This window comes from Roseomonas populi (genome assembly GCF_024594815.1).
Lineage (GTDB): Bacteria > Pseudomonadota > Alphaproteobacteria > Acetobacterales > Acetobacteraceae > Roseomonas > Roseomonas populi.
Genome location: NZ_JANJOU010000001.1, coordinates 495,711 through 511,863, shown reverse-complemented (window position 1 = coordinate 511,863; position 16,153 = coordinate 495,711). Strand labels below are relative to the sequence as shown.

Below are 16,153 nucleotides of genomic sequence, written 5' to 3'. Positions count from 1 at the left end.
CCCGCGCCCGGCGATTCGCGGTCTCAGGGCGTTCGCACCGAGACGGTCACCGGGCGCTCCGCCAGCCCCTCATAGGTGACGGTGACGGTGCGCCCCGCTTCCGTCGCCAGGGCGGGGGAGAAGCCGCCGAGGGAGATGATGTCCCCCGCGCGCAGCCGCTTCCCCTCGGCCTTCAGGTCCTCGACCAGCCAGGGGATCGCGTTCAGCGGATGGCCCAGCAGCGCGCTGGCGGGAACGCGGGACAGCTCCTTCTGGTCGTTCGCCAGCACCACCGTCATGCCCCCCAGCCGCGCCGCGAAGTCCGGCGTCGCCTGGACGGGGATGGGATCGCCCAGCACGCCCAGCCGGGCGCCGACATTGATGGCGACCAGCCCCGGCCCGTTCATCTGCCCGGGCGCGAAGACGAGGTCCGGCATCTCGATGAAGGGGATCACCTGGTCGAGGTGCCGGAGGATGGCGACGTGGTCCGCCCCCGCCTCGTTGATGCCTTCGTCCTTCACCCGCACCAGGAGGTCGCTCTCCACGTTCGGCACGGCGCCGAAGGCGGCCGGGACCTCGGCGGGGCTGCCCTGCGTGCCATGGGCGCGGATGGTCGCCTGGAAGATCGTGCCGCGCACGGGGTGCGGGATGCCGAAGCGCTGCTGCGCGGCGGCGTTGGTGAGGCCCACCTTGTAGCCCACCGGCGCGCCCAGCCGCTCCGCCATGATGGCGACGATCTTCGCCCGCGCGCAGGCCGTGTCCTCCATCGTCAGGCCTGGGCCGTAGCCCTGTGCCGGGCGGTTGGCGAGGATGTCGCCCGCCATGCGCTGCACGTCGGCATCGGACGGGCAGGCTGCCCGCGCGGCGCCCGTGCCGATGGTAAGGGCCGTGATGGCCAGCAGCGCGGTCAGGCGCATGGGTGTGATCTCCTCCCGGGCCCGGGATCTTCCCGTGGCTGGCCGGATCAGGGACGAACCTGTCCGGTCCCGATCACATGGTAGCGCCAGGTGCAGAGCTGCTCCAACCCGACCGGGCCGCGCGCGTGCAGCCGGCCGGTGGCGATGCCAATCTCTGCGCCGAAGCCGAACTCCCCGCCGTCGCAGAACTGGGTGGAGGCGTTCCAGAGCCCGACCGCGGAGGAGAGGCCGTTCAGGAATTCCTGCGCCGCCTCCGCGTCCTCCGTGATGATGGCGTCGGTGTGCTCGCTGCCGTGCAGGCGGATGTGCTCCAGCGCGCCCTCCACCCCGTCCACCACGGCCACATTGAGTACCGCGTCCAGCCACTCCGTGAAGAAGTCCTGCTCGCCCGCGGCCTCCAGCCCCGGCACGATCGCGCGGGCGGCCCCGTCCGCGCGGAAGCTGCAGCCCAGCGCACGCAGCTCCTCCACCAGCGGCGGCAGCAGCGAGGGAGCGACGGCGCGGTCGATCAGCAGCGTCTCGGTCGCGCCGCAGACGCCGGTGCGGCGCATCTTCGCGTTCGCCAGCACGGAACGCGCCATGGCGGCATTGGCCGCCGCGTGGACATAGGTGTGGTTCAACCCCTCGGCATGGGCGAGGACGGGCACGCGCGCCTCCTCCATCACCCGCGTCACCAGCCCCTTGCCGCCGCGGGGGATGATGAGGTCGATCAGGCCGGCGGCCGCCAGCATGGCGCCGACGAAGGCGCGGTCCGTGTTCGGCGCCACCTGCACGCAGGCCTCCGGCAGCTCGGCGGCCCGCAGGCCTTCCACGATGCAGGCGTGGATGGCGGCGGCGCTGTTCAGGCTCTCCTTGCCCCCGCGCAGGATCACGGGGCTGCCGGCCTTCAGGCAGATGGCGGCGGCGTCGGCGCCCACATTGGGGCGGCTCTCGTAGATCATGCCCACCACGCCGATGGGCTGGGCAACGCGGCGGATGACGAGGCCGTTGGGGCGGGTCCACTCCGCCAGCACGCGGCCCACGGGGTCGGGCAGGGCGGCCACCTCCTCCAGCCCGCGCGCCATCGCCTCCACCCGGGCGGGGTTGAGGGTGAGCCGGTCCTTGTAGGCGGGGGAGAGGTCTGGCGCGCCGGCCAGGTCGGCCTCGTTCGCGGCCAGGATCTCGTCCTGCCGTGCGCGCAACGCGGCGGCGGCGGCCAGCAGGGCCGCGTCCTTCGTCGGTCGCGGGGCACGCGCCAGGATCGTGGCGGCGGCGCGGGCGGCCTTGGCGGCCTCCTCAAGCGCGGCGCGGGCGATGGCGGCGGGATCGACGATCGCGTTCATGATACCCAGGTAATCCCGCGCGGCGGCGAGGGGAAGCGCCGCCGGGCCTGCCTTCGCGCGGAGCAGAACACGGTCCCGCGCAAGGGTGGGGCCGGCGCTTCCTGCCGCGGCCCCGGCATGGGAGCCTGCCGCGCCATCCGGGGAGGCGGCGATGATCGGCTACGTGACGCTCGGCACCAATGACCGCGAGAGGGGCGCGAGGTTCTACGACGCCCTGCTGGCCGATTTCGGCGCCGGGCGGATGATGGAGAACGAGCAGTTCATCGCCTGGGGCTCGCCCGGCGGCGGCCCGGGAATCGGCCTGACCCATCCTTTCGACGGCGCGGCCGCCACGGTGGGCAACGGCGTGATGGTGGCGCTGGAGGCGAAGGACCGGGAGCAGGTGGACCGCCTGCACCGGATCGCGCTGGAGAACGGCGGCACGGACGAGGGCGCGCCGGGCGAGCGCTGGCCCGGCTTCTACGCCGCCTACTTCCGCGATCCGGACGGCAACAAGCTCAACGCCTTCAAGATGGGCTGAGCGCCCTCAGCGGCGCGAACCGCCCACGATCCAGAGCGTGGCGGCCAGCATGATCGCGTCCTCGACGAGCCCGGTGGAGACCTGCCCGTGCCGCCGCATGGAGCGGATCCGGGCATCGAAGGTGATGTAGGAGGCGGCCACCGCGCCCGCAGCGCCGAGCAGGGCGGCGGTGCCGCGCTTCTCGCGCGGTGCCAGCGCCATGCCCGCCACCGCTCCGGTGACGAGCCGGGCCCCGATTCCCGGCGCGATGATCCGGTCCGGCGCGGAGGGCAGCTTGTCCCCGATCAGCTCCCCGATCGCGAGCGCGACCGTGGCCCAGGACGCCCAGGGGTGGGAGAGGATGGACGGCGCGCCGTTGCCGCGGGGCAGCGCGCCGCGCCGGGCCGCGACGGTGACGGCGGCGAGCGGCGTCATGGACCGCATCCCGCCGGGGATGCCGATGAGCAGGGAACGGATCAAGGCTGTCTCCGGGGCGATGGCGTCCTCCCGCCCCAACGGCCCGGGCCGCCCCGGGTTGGCTCAGACGAGCACCATGTCGTCCCGGTGAATGATCACATCCCGACCGCGCCAGCCGAGAATGGCCTCGATCTCCGCGCTGCGGCGGCCGGCGATGCGGCGCGCGCTCTCGGCATCGTAGGCGGAGAGGCCACGGGCCAGCTCCCGCCCGTCCAGGGCGCGGATGGAGACGGCGTCGCCGCGGTCGAACTCCCCCTGCACGTCCCGGACCCCGGCGGGGAGGAGCGAGCTGCCCTCGGCCAGCGCCTTCGCGGCGCCGTCATCCACCACCAGCCGCCCGTGCGGGGCAAGCGACCCCGCGATCCAGCTCTTGCGCGCGGAACGCCCCTCCGGCGCCGGCAGGAACCAGGTGGAGCGGGCGCCGTCCAGCATGGCGGAAAGGGGGTTGTTCTCCTTGCCGATCGCGATCGCCATGGCGCAGCCCGCGCCGGTGGCGATCCGCGCCGCGATCAGCTTCGTCCGCATCCCGCCGGAGGAGTAGCCGGGCGGGGGATCCCCGCCCATGGCCATGATCTCCTCCGTCACCCGCTCCACCACGGGCAGGTGGCGCGCATGGGGGTCGCGGCGGGGATCGGCGGTGTAGAGGCCGTCGATGTCGGAGAGGAGGATCAGCGCATCCGCCTCGATCATCTCCGCCACGCGGGCAGCCAGGCGGTCGTTGTCGCCGAAGCGGATCTCGGCGGTGGCGACCGTGTCGTTCTCGTTGATCACGGGCACGCAGCCCAGGTTCAGCAGGGTCTTCAGCGTCTCGCGCGCGTTCAGGTAGCGGCGGCGGTCCTCGCTGTCCTCCAGGGTCAGCAGCACCTGGGCGGCGGTCATGCCATGGGCGCCGAGCGCGTGCTCCCAGGCGCCGGCCAGGCGGATCTGGCCCACGGCGGCGGCGGCCTGCTTCTCCTCCAGCCGCAGGGCGCGGCGGGTCAGGCCCAGCTGGTGCCGGGCCAGGGCGATGGAGCCGGAGGAGACGAGAACCACCTCCGCCCCGTGCTTCCGCAGCCGTGCCACGTCGGCCGCGACGGAGGCCAGCCACTCCGCCCGCGGCGCCGCCGTGGCCGGGTCCACCACAAGGGCGGACCCGATCTTCACGACGATGCGGCGGGCCGTTCGGAGAGAGGGGGCAAGGGACGGCGTGGACATGCCCGCGCCGTTACCACGGGCGGGCGCCCCCCGCGACAGGGGGAGGGTTCAGGGCAGCCCCGAGGGGGATGCGGGACCTTGCGGGGCCGGTCCGGGGCGCGTGCTCTCGCCGGGCTGCACGGCCTCGTCCTCGGCCGTTTCCATCCGGTCCTCGGCCTCGCCCCCCTGCTTGCGCACCTCTCCGTCCTCCGGGCCCACGCGCCGGCGCTCCAGGCGCTGCACCCGCTCCTCGAAGCTTTCCTCGCGCTCGCTCATGACCAGGTCTCCTTCTTGGAGAGGAACGCCCGGTGGGGGAGGGGGTTCAGGCCGGGCGCTCCTCCACGGAGGCACGGAGCGTCTGCTCGGGCAGACCGAGGACGAGGAAGAAGGCCGCCGTCATCACCGCGGCGCTGAGGGTGAAGCAGCCGACGAGGGCGGTGCGGTAGGCCTCGGAGAGCACGGCGTGCTGCTCCGGCGTCAGTGCCGACAGGGCGGCGGCGCCCCCGCGGGTGATCGCCTCCACGTCCACCGGCCCCGCCAGCCGCGCGGCGAGGATGGCGCCGGAAGCCGCCACCCCCACCGCGCCGCCGAGGGAGCGCAGGAAGGTCATTGCCCCCGTCGCCGCACCCAGTTCCTTGTAGGCCACGGCATTCTGCACGGCGGTGGTGAGGTTCGGCATGCCCATCCCCATCCCAAGGCCGAGCGCTGCGAGGGCGAGGAGAAAGGCGGCGGTCGGGGCGGCGAGCCAGGAGAAGGCGGCCAGGCCGCAGAGCGCCACCGCTTCCAACCCGATGCCCCAGAGGAGGAAGATCTTGTTCTTGCCCATCCGCGCGGCCGCCCGGCCGCCGAGGATGGAGGTGAGCACCATCCCCGCCACCTGCGGCAGCATCATCGCCCCCGCACCCGCCGGGGTCATGCCGAGGACGAGCTGGAAGTAGAGCGGCAGGAAAACGGTGGAGCCGAGCATGGCGAAGACCATCATCCCCCCCACCGCCACGCCGCGGGAGAAGACGGGATTGCGGAACAGGCCGAGGCGGACCAGCGGGTCCTCCGCCCGGCTCTCCCGCCAGAGGAAGCCGGCGAAGAGGAGGACCACCAGCGCCGCCATCCCCAGGCTGGGAAGGGAGGCCCAGGGGAACTCCGTGCCACCCCAGGCCAGGTAGAGCAGAAGGATGGCCGTGAAGCCCGCCATCAGCAGCACCCCCGGCAGGTCCAGCGGCTTCCGCTTTCCGGAGGGCGGGGTGCGCAGCCCCAGCCCGATCAGCAGCAGCGCCACCGCCCCCAGCGGCAGGTTCACGTAGAACACCCAGCGCCAGGAGATGGCGGAGGTGATGAAGCCCCCCAGCAGCGGCCCCGCCACGCTGGCCAGGGCGAAGACACCGGTGAAGAGCCCCTGGTAGCGCGGCCTCTCCCGCGGCGGGATCACGTCGGCCACCGAGGCCTGGGCCAGCACTAGCAGCCCGCCCGCCCCGAGGCCCTGCAGCGCGCGGTAGAGGATGAGCTGCGTCATCGACCCCGCTGCCCCGCACAGGAAGGAGCCCGCCAGGAACAGCCCGATCGCCACCAGGAAAAGCGTCCGGCGGCCATAGGTGTCGGAGAGCTTGCCGTAGAGCGGGGTGGTGACGGTGGAGGAGAGCATGAAGGCCGTGACCACCCAGGAGAGGTGCGCCATCCCCCCGAGATCGGCCACCATGCGCGGCAGGGCGGTGTTGACAATGTTCTGGTCCAGCGCGGCCAGCAGCATGGCCAGCATCGCGCCCGCGAAGACGGTGCGGCGGGGGAGGGGACGGGCCTGCGGGATGGCGGTGGCGGCGTCCGGCGCGCTCGTATCGGGCATTCTCAGACGGTTCCGTACTGGCCCGGCATCGCATGGAACGGATCGCCGTGCCGCGGAAGCCGGGCGCGGATCACCATCCCGCGTTCAGGCGGGGCGTAGGGGGCGGGCGCGGCAACGCGGGTTGCGCCCGCGTGCCGGGCAGATGAAGTTGCACCACGCCGCCAACGCGGGCGGCCCGGGATCGTTCAGTCGGACACCATGAGCTTCCACGCCCTCTACCGTCACGGCTTCGCGCGGGTCGCCGCCTGCACAACCCGAATCCGTCTGGCCGATCCGGCCGCCAACGCCACCTCCATCCTGGCCGCCGCGCGGGAATGCCACGCGCGCGGCGCGGCCCTGGCGGTGTTCCCGGAACTCGGCCTTTCCGGCTACGCCATCGACGACCTGCACCTGCAGGACGTGCTGCTGGACGCGGTGGAGGAGGCCGCCGCTCGGCTGGTCGCGGAATCGGCAGATCTGCTGCCCGTGCTGATGGTGGGCGCGCCGCTCCGGTACATGGGGCGTATCTACAACTGCGCCCTGGTGATCCATCGCGGACGGCTGCTGGGCGTGGTGCCGAAGATCCACCTGCCGAACTACCGCGAGTTCTACGAGCGGCGGTGGTTCGCCTCCGGCGCGGGGACGGAGGGCGGGACAATCCGCGTCGGCGGCCACGAGGCACCTTTCGGCCCCGACCAGATCTTCGCCGCCGAGGACCTGCCCGGCCTCGTGATCCACACCGAGATCTGCGAGGACCTCTGGGTGCCGGACCCGCCGAGCAACGCGGGCGCGCTGGCCGGGGCCGTGGTGCTGGCGAACCTTTCAGCCAGCAACATCACAGTGGGGAAGGCGGATACGCGCAGGCTGCTCTGCGCCTCGCAATCCGCGCGCTGCATCGGCGCCTATATCTACGCCGCGGCAGGGGCGGGGGAGTCCACCACCGACCTCGCCTGGGATGGGCAGGTCTCGATCTTCGAGAACGGCGCGAAACTCGCCGAGAGCGAGCGCTTCCCCGCCGAGGGGCAGACCGTGTTCGCCGACCTGGACCTGGACATGCTCCGGCAGGAGCGGGCACGGCAGGGCACCTTCGACGACAACCGCCGAATCCACGCGCGCCCCTTCCGCACGGCGACGTTCCGGCTCGATCCGCCGATGGAGGATATCGGCTTCCAGCGGCGGGTGGAGCGCTTCCCCTTCGTGCCCGCCGATCCCGCGCGGCTGAACCAGGACTGCTACGAGGCCTATGCCATCCAGGTCTCCGGCCTGGTGCAGCGGCTGACGGCCATCGGCAACCCGAAGATCGTCATCGGCGTCTCCGGCGGGCTCGATTCCACCCAGGCGCTGATCGTCGCGGCACGCGCGATGGACCTGATGAAGCGCCCGCGCACGGACATCATCGGCTTCACCATGCCGGGCTTCGGCACCAGTGCCGGCACAAAGAGCAGCGCGCACCGGCTGATGGCGGCGCTGGGGATCGACGCGCGGGAGCTGGATATCCGCCCCTCCGCCACGCAGATGCTGAAGGATCTCGGCCATCGCTTCGCGGGCGGCGAGCCCGTGTACGACGTGACCTTCGAGAACGTGCAGGCCGGGCTCCGCACCGACTACCTGTTCCGCGCCGCGAACAACGAGAACGGCATCGTCCTCGGCACGGGCGACCTCTCGGAGCTCGCGCTGGGCTGGTGCACCTACGGCGTGGGCGACCAGATGTCGCACTACAACGTCAATGCGGGCGTGCCGAAGACGCTGATCCAGCACCTGATCCGCTGGGTGGCGGAGGAGGGGATCTTCGAGGCCGAGGTTTCCGCCATCCTGCAAGACGTACTGAACACGGAGATCTCGCCGGAGCTGGTGCCGGCCGATGCCGGCGGCGCCATCCAAAGCACGGAGTCGAAGATCGGCCCCTACGCGCTGCAGGACTTCAACCTGTTCTACACGCTGCGCTACGGCTTTCGGCCGTCGAAGGTCGCGTTCCTCGCGCTGCGGGCTTGGGGGGATGCCGCGCGCGGCGCTTGGCCGCCGCACTTCCCGGAGGAGCGGCGCGGCGCCTACGACCTGCCGACCATCCGCCGCTGGCTGGAGGTCTTCCTCGGCCGCTTTTTCGGATTCGCCCAGTTCAAGCGTTCCGCCCTGCCAAATGGGCCGAAAGTGGCGGCCGGCGGCTCCCTTTCCCCGCGCGGCGACTGGCGTGCTCCGTCGGACGGCAACGCGGCGGCCTGGCTGGCCGAATTGCGGCGGAACGTGCCCGAGTCGTAGGCGCGGAACTGTGGCGGGAATGCCGATTTTGCCTGCCGCTATTGGGTTTAAGCGTCATCCCACTTGTTGGCCCAACGGCTTCGTGGTGATTTCGCCCACCACGCGCAACAGAAGTTAGGCGGATCACATGGCAAAGGCAGCGGCACCCAAGAAGCCCGCGGCGAAGGCTCCGGCGGCGAAGGCCCCCGCGAAGGGTGCGGCGGCGAAGCCCGCGGCCCCCGCGGTGGTGAGCCTGAAGCAGCTCGCGGCCTCCCTCGCGGAGAACCACGAGATGCCGAAGAAGCAGGCTGAGACCCTGGTCAACGACTTCGTCGCCTCCCTGGCGGATCACCTCAAGGAAGGCGCCAAGATCCGCATCAACGGGCTTGGCATCCTCGAGGTGAAGTCCCGCCCCGCCCGCATGGGCCGCAACCCCGCGACGGGCGAGCAGATCCAGATCGCGGCCTCCAAGAAGATCGCCTTCCGCCCCGCCAAGGAGCTGAAGGAAGCCGTCTGACGGCACCTTCCTGAACGTCCGGGCCGGTTTCCTGGCCCGGACGCCAGCGCGTCCGGCCCCGCGTGGAGCCGGGGCGCCGCCCCGCGCAGGACGCGGGTGCCCCCGGCAAGGCCGGTGCTTGAGTTCCAGCCCAGATGTCCAGCCACCCCGGCAGGGGTGACGCGCCCGCGCGGCGCCGCCATGGCGACAGGGCCGGCGGGATGCCGCGCATGAAGCGGTGCTGCCGCAGCGTAAAGTCAGGATTCTCCCCGGGAGAGAGGGGCTCAGACGGCCACGCGGCCCTTGCAAGGGCATGGCCGGGCTTGCCGCCGCGGCCCGCGGCCATTATCTGGCATTGCATCGGGCCGCCTCTCTTTTGGCGCGTTGCCGCGCGGCCCCCGTCCTCATTCCTCTCGAGTACATCTGCCGTCCATGATGTCCCGTACCGATCCAGCCGTATCGGCGGAATCCGATCGCGCGTCCGCGCCCGAATCCGTCCTCTGGCAACATGCGGCTTTCTGCCGCCTTGCCCTGCCGTTGGAGCCGGTCACGGAGGCGTGGCGGCGTGAGGGCGTGGACGCCGCGCTCCGCATCGCGCCGGGCGCGGCGGGCGAGACCCTGCCGGATGGGGCGGGCCTGCGCCTGCTGCTCGCCTTCCTCTGCGATTCCGCGCTGCGCGCCGGCAGCGCCACCGTGGCGCTGGGCGCCGATGCCGCAGCCCTTGCTGCCCGGATGGGCCTTTCCGAAGGTGCCGCGGCCCCGTTGGCAGAGCAGCTGGACCGCCTGCTCGGCGCCCGCATCACCGTTTCCGTCGAGAGCGGGCCGGAGCTGGCTGTGCTGGACGCCCGCAGCCGCCCGCGCGGCGGTGGCTGGCCCGCGCAGATCCGCCTGAACGCGCGCTTCCTAGCGAGCCTGGAAGTTCACGCCGTGCCGCTGGACCGTGGCATCCAGCGCGCCCTTTCCGGTTCCGCCGAGGCGATGGACGCCCATGCCTGGACGCGCGAGGCCCTGGCCCGCGCCGGCGAGGGTGCGACCGTGACGACGCCCTGGCCGGAGCTGCAGGCCCGCTTCGGCGCGCCCGGCGCCACGGCGGAAGCCTTCCGCGAGGCCTTCGAGGGCGCGCTCCGCCTCGTCTTCGAGGCCGATCTGTCGATCGAGCTGGCGGTGGACGATGACGGGGTGAGCGTGCGCCGTGCCCAGCCCGGCGCCGAGGCCGCCCCGGCGCCGGCTCCTGCCGCGCCCGAGCCCGCGCCGGCGCCTGTCGTGGCCGTCCCCGCACCGGCTCCCGTGGCTTCCGTCCCCGCGCCGGTACCTGCCCCTGCGGAGGCGCCCGCCGCCCCGACCGGCCCGGCGCCCGCCGCGGCGGAGGAGATCCACCCGAGGGAGGAGCGCCGCCGCGAGGACAGGCAGCGCGACGAGCGCCAGCGGGATGACCGGCCGCGCGAGGATCGTCCCCGCGATGAGCGGCCGCGGGATGATCGCCCCCGCGAAGACCGTATCCGGGACGACCGCAACCGGGACGACCGCCGTAACCGCCGTGACGAAGGCGGGGAGGGTCCCGTGGACGGGATCGTGGACGACATGATCCGCCTGCGCTCGCACCTCACCGGCCTGCCGCAGGTGGTCTGGCTGCGGCGCGGGCACGGGGATGAGAACATCCTCGTCGGCGTCACTCCCGGCACGCGCATGGACACGGACCGGCTGACGATCCTGATGGTTGAACCCATTGTGATGCAGGTCAGCGGCGGCCTCGGCCAGAACGACTTCGACCGGGTTTCCGCCTGGGTGATGGCGAACCGCGACCTGATCGATGAGTTCTGGGAGGGCAGCATCGTCTCCGCGGAGGAGGTGAACCGCCGCGTCCGCAAGGCCCCGGGGCCAACCTGGCGCTGACGCGCGCGGCCTTGTTCGCGCCGCACCCCTGATAATTTGCGGTGCCGTCCCGATCTGCCGGGGGATGGCACCCGTCTTCCTGAACCGCATCGGCACGGCCTGCCCAGACCACGAGGTGCACGGCACCTTCCGCGCCTTCGCGGAAGGGCTGATCCCCGAGGGGCGGGAACGCCGCCTCTTCTCCCGCATGGCGGACCGCGCCGGCATCGTCCGCCGCTGGAGTGTGCTGGAGCCTGATGGCCGCCCCGGGCTGGTGGACGCGGAGGGCTTCTATGCCCCCGGCGGCTTCCCCTCCACCCGCGCCCGCATGGCCCGGTGGGAGGCAGAGGCACCAGCACTCGCCTTCCGCGCGCTGGACGCGCTGGGGCCCGTGCGGGGCATCACCCATCTCATCACCGCCTCCTGCACCGGTTTCGCCGCGCCTGGGCTGGACCACGCCATCGCCGCCCGGCTGGGGCTGGATGAGAGCGTGGCCCGCACGAATATCGGCTTCATGGGCTGCCAGGCCGCCATCGTGGCGCTGCGGGCGGCGCATGATGCCGTGCGCGCGGACCCGGCCGCGCGGGTGCTGGTGGTGAACCTGGAGCTCTGCACCCTGCACCTGCAGGAGCGGCCGGAGGTGGAGCAGCTCCTCTGCTTTCTCCTCTTCGGCGACGGATGCTCCGCCGCGCTGGTCAGCGCCGATCCCGAGGGATTGCGGCTGGACGGCTTCCGCTGCGCCCTGATGCCGGAGGCGCAGGAGCAGATCGCCTGGCGCGTGGGCGACAACGGCTTCGACATGGTGCTCTCCGGCGAGGTGCCAAAGAGCCTCACCCGCGCGCTGCCGCCGCGCCTTCCGGCGCTGCTGGACGGGGCGGGGGCGGATGAGTTCGACCTCTGGGCTATCCATCCCGGCGGCCGTTCCGTGCTGGACGCGGTGGAGGAAGCCTGCCGCCCGCCGCAGGGTGCGCTCGCCGCCTCTCGCGCCGTGCTGGAAGGGCACGGGAACATGTCCTCCCCCACGGTGATGTTCGTGCTGCGGGCGATGATGGAGGAGCGGGAGGGGGGGCGGCGCGGCATCGCCATGGCCTTCGGCCCCGGACTTTCGGCCGAGACGATGCGCTTCGAGACGGTGTGATGCTGCGAAGCCGCTCCGACGCGCCGGAGATCATGGACGATTCGGCGCAGGACTTCGCCGCCTTCTCCGGCGCGCTGAAGGACCTGGAGCGCATCAACCGCATGAGCCTGGCCTATCGCCCCACCTTGCGCTGGCTGGACGCGCTGGCGCGGCGCGAAGGGGCGCGCCAGTTGAGTGTGCTGGACGTGGGCGCCGGCGGCGGGGACATGCTGGCGCGGGTGGCCGAATGGGGCGCCCGCCGGGGCGTGGCGGTGGAGTTGGCGGCGCTGGACCGCTCGCCGCACGCGGAGGCCCATGCGCGGGCGCGGCACCCCGGCCTGAAGATGCGCTGGATCACCGCCGACCTCTTCGCCCTGGACCCATCGGAGCGGTTCGACGCCGTGGTCTGCTCCCTCTTCGCGCATCACCTCGACGATGCCGCGCTGGTGCGCTTCCTGCGCTGGATGGAGGCGCGGGCGCGGCTGGGCTGGCTCGTCAGCGACCTGCACCGCCATCCCGTTCCCTGGGCCACGGTCTGGGCCGGCGTGCGGCTGATGCGGATGGATCCGATGGTGGTGCATGACAGCACCGTCTCCATCGCCCGCGGCTTCTCCCGTGCGGACTGGCAGGGGTTGATTGACCGTGCGGGCGTGCGGGCCGAGCTGCGCTGGGCTTTCCCCTTCCGTTGGATCGTCTCCGGCCCGGGGGCGGCGTGACGGAGGTCCTTGTGGTGGGCGGTGGTCCTGCCGGGGCCGCGGCGGCGCTTCGCCTCGCGCAGGGCGGGGCGGAGGTAACCCTGGTGGAGCGCGAGCCTGCGGCGCGGGAGAAGGTCTGCGGCGAGTTCCTGGGCCCCGACGCGGCGGCGTTGCTGGAGGGACTCGGCCTATCCCTGCCGTGCCTGGGCGCCGTGCCGATCGGCGCGGCCCGCCTGGCATCCGGGGCGCGGGAGGCGGCCTGGGCACTGCCTTTCGGCGCCTGGAGCCTGCCCCGCGCCGTGCTGGACGAGGCCCTGCTGGACCTCGCCGCCGGGGCGGGGGCGCGCGTGCTGCGCGGCGCCGTGGTGCTCGCTGCCGGGCGGGAGGGCGCGGAGTGGTGCGCCCGGCTGGCCGGCGGCACGACCCTGCACGGCGCGGCGCTGGTGCTCGCCACCGGCAAGCACGAGCTGCGCGGCCATGCGCGGGCGAAGCGCGGCGGATCAGTGGGACTGAAGCTGCCGCTCCGCCTGGCCGCGCCGATGCCGGCAGAAGTGGTGCTGCTGCCCTTCGACGGTGGCTATGCCGGGCTGCAGCCCCGGCCGGAGGGCGGGGCGAATCTCTGCGCCGCCCTGCACGCGGTGGAATCCGCGGATGCTCCGTCGCTGCTGGCGCGGGTTTCGGCCGGCTCAGATCGGGCCGGCGCGCTGCTACGGGGCGCGGAGCCGCTGCTGCCGCGCCCGATGGCCGTGGCGGGCGTGCCATACGGCTTCCGCCACCGCGACGGTGCGGCGCCGGAACCCGGCCTGTACCGGGTGGGCGACCAGTTTGCCGTGGTGCCTTCCCTGGCTGGGGACGGCGTGGCCATGGCCCTGGCAGGCGGGGAGGAGGTGGCGCGGGCCATCCTCTCTGGCCGGCCCGCTGGGGAGTTCCATGCCGCATTGAACCGCCGCCTGGACCGCCCGATGCGCTGGGCCGGGCTGATCGCGCGGGGGCTGGACCGGGCGCCGGGCAGCCTGGCCCTGGCCGCCAGGATCGCCCCCGCCCTGGCCCGCCTGGCGGCGGCCCGCACGCGCCTTCCCGGCTTCAGCGCCGCTTAACACCTTCCCGGCCATCATCCCCGCGCTTCAGCGGAGGGCCAGAATGGCCGACCACGTCGTCACCTTCATCGGCGAGAACGAGAACGGCATCCTGGCCGAGCTGAACGGCGGCTACATGCGGCAGCTGGAGCCGATGGGCCTGCGCGGCCACGTCATCGACCTGCACGAGCCCAACTGGGCCGACCGGCTTCTGCCCCTGGCGCGGGAGGGGATCCGCCTCGCCTGGGGCTCCGCCGGGATCGGCGCCACGCTCTCGGCCGGGGACGGCAATCTCTGGGACATGCTGCAGGTTCCCTTCGTCTCCGTCCTCGCCGACACGCCCTGCCAGTTGCCGGTGAACCACCGCGTCGCCTCGCGCTGGGTGGCGAATGGCTACCTGATGGAGGATTGGCTGGGGGTGCAGCGGCGGCTGATCCGATCGCCGCAGATCTCGGCGCTGCTGCCCTTCGCCGTTCTCCCCAACCCGTTCAGGGAGAGGACACCCTGGGCGCGCCGCCCGCACCGGATGGTCTTCGTTAAGACGGGCGAGGACCCCGCGCGGCGCCGTGCGGGTTGGGAGGGCTGGCCCGCCGGGCTGCGCCGCGCACTGCACGACGCGTCGGAGGAGGCGGCGCGGCGCCCGACGGGCGACATCACCGACCTAGTGATCGAGGCAACGCGTGCGAACGGGCTGCACCTGGAGGAGCGGTTGGAGATCCTCTTCGCCCTGACCTACGAGGTGGACCAGCACACGCGCGCGCTGCGTTCCAACGCCTTCGCCCGCGCGCTGCTGCCGCTGGGCGCGCTGGTCATCGGCCGCGGATGGGATCACCTGGACGCGGCGGGCGCCCGCGCGACGCTGCGCCCCGCGATCCACGCTGCCGAGCTGCCCGGGCTCTACGCGGACACGCAGTACCTCGTCAGCACCACGCCGAATTTCGGCGGCGGCGTGCACGAGCGCGTGGTCGGCGGATTCGCCGCGCGCGCCTGCGTGGTCTCCGACAGCAACGAGTACATGCGGGCCCGCTTCCCGAATCTGGGCGCCTTCCACGGGCTGGACTGGACGGCGCCCGACCTCAGCGAGCGGATTGCCGCCATCTTTCACAACTCCGCTGACCGCGATGCGGACGCTGCTGCCGGCCTCGCCGTGGCCGAGCGCGACTTCGCGCCAGGCATCTTCCTGCAGGCTCTGGTGGAGCTGGCGGATCTCGTGCGCGCCGGAAACCGGCTGGAAAGATTCCCTGCCTAGGCTTCCTCTGCCGTCCGGTAGCCGGGCGGCGCCCGATCAAGAGGATCAGGAGCGTCACCATGCCGTTGGACACGACGCGCTTCTCCACCCCGGTCGCCGCCTGCACCCCCGCCAGCGGCTTCCTGGCGCCGGGCATCCCGGTGGCCCGCCCCCGCCTGCCCGCGGCCGAGGCGATCCTGCCCTACCTGCAGGAGATCGACGCCAACCGTTGGTATGCCAATCACGGCCTGCTCTGGCTGCGCCTGCAGTCGCGCCTGGCGGCGCATTGGGGGTTGGCGGCGGAGGAGGTGGCGCTGACGGCCAACGCCACCCTGGCCCTGGCCCTCGCGCTGCGGGCCTCGGGCGCGGCGCCCGGGCGGAAGTGCCTGATGCCGGCCTGGACCTTCGTCGCCACCGCCGGCGCGGCGCGGGAGGCGGGGCTGGTGCCGCACTTCGCCGACGTGGATCCGGCGAGCTGGGCGCTGGACCCAGAGGCGGTGGAGGCGCGAACGGACCTGGACGAGATCGGAGCTATCCTCGTGGTTGCACCCTTCGGGCGTCCACTGGATCTGGTGCGCTGGGACGTGGTCTCGGCCCGCACCGGCATCCCCGTGATCGTTGACGCCGCCGCTGCCTTCGACGCGCTGCGCGCCGGCGGCCCGATGGCCGTCGGGCGGGCGCCGGTGATCGTCAGCCTGCACGCTACGAAGTCCTTCGGCATCGGGGAGGGCGGGGCAGTGCTCTCGCGCGATTCGGCGTGGATGGAGCGGCTGCGGCGCCTGTGCAACTTCGGCTTCCTCGGATCGAGGCAGGCGGTGCTGGCGGGAACCAACGCGAAGATGTCGGAGTACGCGGCGGCCATCGGGCTGGCGGCGCTGGACGCCTGGCCCGGGACGCGGGAGGGCTGGCTCGCCGTCACCCGCCACTACGCCGCGGCGCTGGCAGGCGCGCCGTTACCCTCTTCGCCCGGCTTCGGCGAGGACTGGGTCAGCGCAACTCTCTCGGTGCTCTGGCCGGACGACGCTTCGGAAGGCGTGGCGGCCCTGGCGAGGGTGGGGATCGGCGCGCTGCGCTGGTGGGGGGATGGTTGCCACAGCAACCCCGCCTATGCCGGATCTCCCCGCGATCCGCTCCCGGTGACGGAGCGAATCGCCCGGTGCGCGATCGGTCTGCCCTTCTGGCGCGACATGACGGCAACGCAGGTGGACTACATCTGCGGCGAGGCGCTGCGGGCGGCGAGGGGGGGGTAAA

General features: G+C 72.8%; 15 protein-coding genes. 9 read left to right on the top strand and 6 right to left on the bottom strand.

Translation table 11 applies throughout. From position 1 onward, the window contains the following. Positions 1–23: 23 nt before the first annotated feature. A complete protein-coding gene (locus tag NRP21_RS02555; protein WP_257714586.1) occupies positions 24–896 on the bottom strand; it encodes a 2-keto-4-pentenoate hydratase in 873 nt (290 codons plus the stop codon). 47 nt (positions 897–943) lie between these two features. Next, positions 944–2,218: a glutamate-5-semialdehyde dehydrogenase gene (locus NRP21_RS02550; protein ID WP_257714585.1), complete on the bottom strand. Its 1,275-nt coding sequence runs from the start codon at positions 2,216–2,218 to the stop codon at positions 944–946. A 151-nt stretch (positions 2,219–2,369) separates the two neighbouring features. Here NRP21_RS02550 and NRP21_RS02545 point away from each other — a divergent pair, with 151 nt between their 5' ends. Further along, positions 2,370–2,738 carry a VOC family protein gene (locus tag NRP21_RS02545; protein WP_257714584.1) on the top strand — a complete coding sequence of 123 codons (369 nt, stop codon included), beginning with the start codon at positions 2,370–2,372 and terminating at the stop codon, positions 2,736–2,738. A 6-nt stretch (positions 2,739–2,744) separates the two neighbouring features. Here the strand turns inward: NRP21_RS02545 and NRP21_RS02540 are convergent, their stop codons facing one another. Genes NRP21_RS02540 through NRP21_RS02525 form a run of 4 tightly spaced genes read right to left on the bottom strand, consistent with a single transcriptional unit; the run spans position 2,745 to position 6,204 of the window. After that, on the bottom strand, positions 2,745–3,197 hold the full coding sequence (locus tag NRP21_RS02540) for a DUF4126 family protein (RefSeq protein ID WP_257714583.1): 453 nt from the start codon (positions 3,195–3,197) through the stop codon (positions 2,745–2,747). Positions 3,198–3,257: 60 nt separating this feature from the next. After that, positions 3,258–4,388: a glutamate 5-kinase gene (proB, locus tag NRP21_RS02535; RefSeq protein ID WP_257714582.1), complete on the bottom strand. Its 1,131-nt coding sequence runs from the start codon at positions 4,386–4,388 to the stop codon at positions 3,258–3,260. 48 nt (positions 4,389–4,436) lie between these two features. Further along, positions 4,437–4,643, bottom strand: coding sequence for a hypothetical protein (locus tag NRP21_RS02530; RefSeq protein ID WP_257714581.1), 207 nt, complete (start codon positions 4,641–4,643; stop codon positions 4,437–4,439). Between the two features lie 46 nt (positions 4,644–4,689). Further along, entirely contained in the window at positions 4,690–6,204 is a 1,515-nt protein-coding gene (locus NRP21_RS02525; RefSeq protein ID WP_257714580.1) for a DHA2 family efflux MFS transporter permease subunit, read from the bottom strand. 198 nt (positions 6,205–6,402) lie between these two features. Between NRP21_RS02525 and NRP21_RS02520 the strand changes: the two genes are divergently transcribed. The 8 genes from NRP21_RS02520 (at position 6,403) to NRP21_RS02485 (ending at position 16,152) form a co-directional block, all read left to right on the top strand. After that, the gene (locus NRP21_RS02520) at positions 6,403–8,439 is read left to right on the top strand and encodes an NAD(+) synthase (protein WP_257714579.1); all 2,037 of its coding nucleotides are present in this window, start codon (positions 6,403–6,405) and stop codon (positions 8,437–8,439) included. A gap of 127 nt (positions 8,440–8,566) precedes the next feature. Further along, on the top strand, positions 8,567–8,935 hold the full coding sequence (locus tag NRP21_RS02515; RefSeq protein ID WP_257714578.1) for an HU family DNA-binding protein: 369 nt from the start codon (positions 8,567–8,569) through the stop codon (positions 8,933–8,935). Between the two features lie 411 nt (positions 8,936–9,346). Beyond that, entirely contained in the window at positions 9,347–10,807 is a 1,461-nt protein-coding gene (locus NRP21_RS02510) for a replication initiation protein (RefSeq protein WP_257714577.1), read from the top strand. Positions 10,808–10,871: 64 nt separating this feature from the next. Continuing rightward, entirely contained in the window at positions 10,872–11,924 is a 1,053-nt protein-coding gene (locus NRP21_RS02505) for a type III polyketide synthase (protein WP_257714576.1), read from the top strand. Beyond that, positions 11,924–12,619, top strand: coding sequence for a methyltransferase domain-containing protein (locus NRP21_RS02500; RefSeq protein WP_257714575.1), 696 nt, complete (start codon positions 11,924–11,926; stop codon positions 12,617–12,619). Before NRP21_RS02505 ends, NRP21_RS02500 begins: the two co-directional genes overlap by 1 nt. Next, positions 12,616–13,695: an NAD(P)/FAD-dependent oxidoreductase gene (locus NRP21_RS02495; protein WP_257714574.1), complete on the top strand. Its 1,080-nt coding sequence runs from the start codon at positions 12,616–12,618 to the stop codon at positions 13,693–13,695. The genes NRP21_RS02500 and NRP21_RS02495 overlap by 4 nt, the downstream gene beginning before the upstream one ends. A gap of 43 nt (positions 13,696–13,738) precedes the next feature. Then, a complete protein-coding gene (locus tag NRP21_RS02490) occupies positions 13,739–14,923 on the top strand; it encodes a hypothetical protein (RefSeq protein ID WP_257714573.1) in 1,185 nt (394 codons plus the stop codon). A gap of 59 nt (positions 14,924–14,982) precedes the next feature. Then, entirely contained in the window at positions 14,983–16,152 is a 1,170-nt protein-coding gene (locus NRP21_RS02485) for an aminotransferase class I/II-fold pyridoxal phosphate-dependent enzyme (protein WP_257714572.1), read from the top strand. The last annotated feature ends 1 nt before the right edge of the window (position 16,153 follow it).